The organism is Caballeronia sp. LZ003, from assembly GCF_031451465.1.
Classification (GTDB): Bacteria; Pseudomonadota; Gammaproteobacteria; order Burkholderiales; family Burkholderiaceae; genus Caballeronia.
In genome coordinates this window covers 1-4,666 of the sequence record NZ_JARUXJ010000272.1, presented here as the reverse complement: position 1 = coordinate 4,666, position 4,666 = coordinate 1, and the positions used below count along the sequence as shown (strand labels likewise).

Sequence of the window (4,666 nt, the reverse complement as noted above, 5' to 3'; positions counted from 1 at the left end):
ATGTTCGTGATTCCCCGCGCCGCCGCGATTGCTCAACCACGCTTTAAAGCAATAAGCTGCGGCTGATTGCGCCTCGCCGTCTTGCCATCCAGTAATACCCCGATTCGTCGCGTATTCGCCCGCCAAACCAATGAGTGCAAGCCGTTCGCAAACACGGTGGGCTTGTCCGCTGGCGTCTGCTGGCAGATGCTCGGCGAGGAACTTGGCCGTCTCCTGACGCAGGTACTGCTCGATCACCTCCGGCTCATTGGCAATAGCATTGAGCATCTCGATGGCGGCAACGCCGTAGCTACGCTTGCAACCTTCGTTGATCAGCGTCGAGAGCTGCGCGCCGCCGACTTGCTCGTGCAGCGTCTCGAACAAGCCGAAGCCACGACCCGCGTCAGCCGGAATTTCTACCAAGCGCACCTCTTGGCCCGCCTTGGCCTTCTTCCCACCTGCCTGCATGTGCTGTGAGAGGCCGATCTCGCCTGCCGACAGAAACAGCAGCCGCCACGATTGCCGCGCCCGCGCCGAGCCGGTTCGCCCCGCTCGTGCCTTGCCGCTGCCGTTTGCCAGCATGTAGGCGATCTCACCCGCCTCCCGAGGATCGACCTGCGCGAGTTCATCAAGCACGAGCAGCGTGTCGTTGTGTAGGGCGGCCAAACCCTCAAGCCCGTTCGAGGTTGCACGCCACCTCTGCATGTACTCGGGTCCGCCGTAGACACTGCACGCGGCTCGAAGCGCCGTCGTTTTACCTGTCGACGAGTCGCCAACGAAATTCAGGCCGCCCGACTCCTGACCCGAATACGCGAGCATCATCCCGGCAAATGCCGTCGAGACCGCGACCAGCATGCGGGAGTTGCCCGAGCAATACGAAGCGACGTCGCGCTTCCAGTCGTCTAACGTTCCGGCCTGTGAATATGCACGCATAATTGCCTCCGATTGAAAGATGACACGTTCGGACGCGTTTCCGATGGTCTTGTCCGGGAACACGAAAGCGCCGCTATGCCAGCCCGTGCGAGTGACGCACCGCCCCCGCGCTTTTGGTTTGGCGGTTGTCACATACTCCGTGAGCTTGTTGCGCGCTCGATTGCTTGGCGCGATGTCCAGTCCGAGTCGAGCGAGTTCGCCGCGCATGTCCGCGCCGTCCGAGCGCAACATCTCCATTGGCATGGCCCACACGTGAGGATGGTCATCGGCGTCCGTCCACTCCAGCAGTCGCCCCCAATTCTCCGAAGCCCGATCCCGAACCAAGGCACGCACATGAAGCGGTGAGCACATCCAATGCGGCATGCCGTCATCGTCTGTATAGAACACACCTTCCTTCGTTATTGAGAAGCCGCGTGGCACACAGCCCTTATCGCGTTGCTCGTCACCATCGGGCTTTGCAGCTTTCTCGATTTGCGCGGCGACTGCGTCCGCGCCAAAGCGCGTGTGCATGTCGTTGAAGTCGGTTTCGTTATCTGCACGCGTATCTCCGAAGTCGGGAACAGCGACGGCGCCACCTACCGAGCGCGCCGCATCAACTGCCTTCTGTTGCCCGTTGCCGAGATCAGCCAGCACGGTGATTTCGGCGTCGGGATGAGCCGCGCGCATTGCCTGAGCAACCTTCATGAGGTTGCCTGCCGAGAGCGCCGCCACAGCCGCATCACCCGTACACAGGTGAGCCGACAGCGCCGTGGCGACACCTTCAGCAATGAGGATGCGCTCGGACTTCTCGGGCAGGGCGCACGCGAACCAACAGCCGCCCGCTTTCTCGCCGTTCGCCAAGGCGGACTTGCGCCCCGACTCATCGATCATCTCGACTGTCGTGATCGCGCCGCTGATCGTCACCGGCGCGATCAGAATCCGGCCTTCGAGGTGCGAGCCGCCGCACTGTGGACGGTAGCCGATCAGCCTCTGAAGCTTCGCGGCATCCATTTCGCGCAGCGTGTCAACAGCACTTACACCCTTGCGCAACAGATACGGATGATCATCGCGTGCAGACCCGGCCTTCTCGACGATGGCAAGCGCAAGCGATGCTGCATGCTTGCGTTTCACCTCGCGTTTCTGCGCGTCCTGCGCAACACGGGCGTCGCGCTCGGCACGACGACGCTCGACCTCCTTCGGATCAACAACCGCACCGACTTTCGAACGCGTGTTGTAGCCGTACTTCTTGGCGATCGCGAACAGCGTCGCGATCGTGATTCCGGCGTCGGGACGGATCGAGCGCCACGTGTCGCGCGTGTCAGCGGCCGAGTAATTCGGGCTCGCCTTACTCCAGGTGTCGAAGGTCTCGAACGCTGCTTCCCCTTCTCCGTGTTTCAACGCAGCAGCAACTCGAAACCATACGTCTCGATCACAGTCCGGCGGGATGTATGACAGTGCTTCGAGGATGCGCTGATGATGGTCAAAGACAGTGCTCATTGCTTGCCTCCCGCAATGACACCTGCCCGTGCAACCACGCGAGCGAAAGCAAGGTTGTCGCCGATCGCCGCCGTCGCCTGCTCCGCGAGAACGCGCATGCGCGGCGATGGTTCACGCTTGGACATCATGGTTTCAAGCAGATCGCTGTTGCGAAATCCGTTCTCGGCGGCTGCGGCAAATACAACATCGAGCACGCGGCGTGCGAACTGGCGCACTTCGTCATCAACCTTCTTCGCTTGAAACACGAGGAAACCGCACATCAGCACACATTGCGTCGGGCTTGCATACTCGCCCTCAGCGATGGGCATACCCAGCTCGTAGTTCTCGTTTATGCGCCGTTCCGCGCCGCTAGTGGAAGCTTGCTTTCGACAGCGCTCGTCCCAAATTTCTTGGGCGCTACGCAGAATGACCGTTCTCTTACCCATGTTCTTTCTGTTTTTCATACAACCTCCCGCGCGGCCAGCGTTAGGCCCTGAATGACCTGCGCAAGCAATTCCGGGCGAAGCATGATGCCCTGCCGAGTCGGCACGAACTCACCCGCCATATCGACAACCACCAGACGAACATCAACGTACTGACGGCCCTTGTACCAGCGATGCGAGATACGAACGCGTTGCGTCGCGTTCTTCTGAACCTCCATCACCATCTTGTCCTGATCGACCGTACTCATACGTCCTCCTTCGAACCGCCTGCGTGCTTCTCGAAACGCGCGTCATCACCCGCATACGCTGGATCGGACAGCTTGTTTGCCACCTCCTGAGCCTGATCGATCAACAAGCAGATGACTCCATAAATCGGGTGGCCGTCGCTGATAGGAAGATGGCTGATAGCGATCAGCAGCATCTGCAAGGTGTCGTGGATCTGTTGCACCTTCGCCGGCATTTCACTGTTCTTAGCCATGGCTTACATCATGTGAGGAGTACTCATCGCTAAATCCACGACGAGAGCGCTCAACCTTGAGACGGTCAATGAACCGTCGTTGCAGGTTGCAATTTGAATCGGCTGCTACTTCCGCAATGCGAGCCATCAGCTCGATCTCGGCCGCGATATGAAAGAGCAACAGCGGCTCATCTTTGCCCTGCAAAGCTTCGACGCGAAGGTGCTTGTTCTCCGATCGACAATCCGCGCTCACCAACATACCGATGCCCGCGGTCAACGTAGAGAGCGATTCAGCCATGTCCGCAACGGTGCCTGTGAAGCCCGCGAGATATTCCAATTCACTGTCCGACGCATGGGCGGTATCGAAGCGCTCGAAGAAGAAATCAATCAAGCCTGCGGCCGTCGTGTGTCGACGAACGATCGCTTCTGTGGTGTTAGTCATGACGCACCTCTGCATCATCTCCGGTTGCGGGACAGGTCAAATACCCGAAATACGGGGATTTTTCGCCACTGCTCGCCCGAGCAATGTCCACCAGCTGACGCAGCGCATTTCCGGTGATGTCCAGCGCATCATTCGCAGTTGCGGCAAGCGCCGCTTCACGCAACGCGCCATTGATGATGTCGATTTGAACGACGAAAACGGGGATTTGGGTTTGCTCAGAACGAGCGAGGATATTTGCAGTCATCGTCGCGCCCTCACTCGGTTTCGTTGGCAGAGCGACTCGCCGCGATTCGTGCCGCGATCCAGTCGTCGACTTCCTGCTCGATCCATGCAACAGCACGAGAGGAAATCTTGATGGACTTCGGGAACGATGCCTCGGTGTAGACGGCCGTACGGCTCAGACCGGTTTTCTCAAGCACACGAGGCAGCTTGATTAAGGTCGTGGTGGGGGCAACAGACTGCTGTGATTGCTCAGGACGAGCGGAGGGATTAGCACGCATTGCGGACTCCAGAGACGGTAGTAAAATCCCGACCCTCCCAACTCCAATTGGGGTGGCCAGGCACAAGGCAGGATTGGAGTACCGGCGTCTCTGGAAACCGGCGAGCGCGAACGCTCCCCCACCAAGGCCCGACCATTGAAGGCGTGCGCAAGGCAGCGGACGTAAAAAAACCGCCAGTTGGCGGTGTGTCCGCCAGAGAACGCTTCCGGACTCCAATCCGGGTGACCTCTGTTTCGGCCACGTGAGAAGTATACGGAGTTCTCCGACGTTCGTGCAAGTATTTTTCAGACCGGTCAGATGGCGCTGACCGCATCGCATAGCTATTATTGCGGTGCAGTCTCCTTCGAAAGGTGTATTCGCTGGCCTTCGGGCCAGCTCTTTTTGTCTGCCGTTGCAGCGCTCTCAGCACCCAAATCCCCGGTTCAAAGCTCTCACATCCGAGATATCTAAGGTCGCG

At 59.3% G+C, this 4,666-nt stretch carries 7 protein-coding genes; all 7 read right to left on the bottom strand.

From position 1 onward, the window contains the following. Positions 1 to 2,388, bottom strand: a 2,388-nt coding sequence (locus QCE79_RS38830; protein ID WP_309854401.1) for a DUF927 domain-containing protein, incomplete at its 3' end; no start/stop codon positions are given. Continuing rightward, the gene (locus QCE79_RS38825; RefSeq protein ID WP_309854398.1) at positions 2,385 to 2,696 is read right to left on the bottom strand and encodes a hypothetical protein; all 312 of its coding nucleotides are present in this window, start codon (positions 2,694 to 2,696) and stop codon (positions 2,385 to 2,387) included. The genes QCE79_RS38830 and QCE79_RS38825, both read right to left, overlap by 4 nt. Before the next feature lie 131 nt (positions 2,697 to 2,827). Further along, positions 2,828 to 3,058: a transcriptional coactivator p15/PC4 family protein gene (locus QCE79_RS38820; RefSeq protein WP_309854395.1), complete on the bottom strand. Its 231-nt coding sequence runs from the start codon at positions 3,056 to 3,058 to the stop codon at positions 2,828 to 2,830. After that, positions 3,055 to 3,288, bottom strand: coding sequence for a hypothetical protein (locus QCE79_RS38815; RefSeq protein ID WP_309854393.1), 234 nt, complete (start codon positions 3,286 to 3,288; stop codon positions 3,055 to 3,057). Before QCE79_RS38815 ends, QCE79_RS38820 begins: the two co-directional genes overlap by 4 nt. Next, complete coding sequence (locus QCE79_RS38810) at positions 3,281 to 3,709, bottom strand: hypothetical protein (RefSeq protein WP_309854391.1); 429 nt, start codon at positions 3,707 to 3,709, stop codon at positions 3,281 to 3,283. The genes QCE79_RS38815 and QCE79_RS38810 overlap by 8 nt, the downstream gene beginning before the upstream one ends. Further along, positions 3,702 to 3,953 (bottom strand): hypothetical protein, encoded by a 252-nt coding sequence (locus QCE79_RS38805; protein WP_309854389.1) that lies wholly within the window; start codon positions 3,951 to 3,953, stop codon positions 3,702 to 3,704. Before QCE79_RS38805 ends, QCE79_RS38810 begins: the two co-directional genes overlap by 8 nt. A 10-nt stretch (positions 3,954 to 3,963) precedes the next feature. Further along, complete coding sequence (locus tag QCE79_RS38800) at positions 3,964 to 4,209, bottom strand: AlpA family phage regulatory protein (RefSeq protein WP_309854387.1); 246 nt, start codon at positions 4,207 to 4,209, stop codon at positions 3,964 to 3,966. Positions 4,210 to 4,666 lie beyond the last annotated feature (457 nt).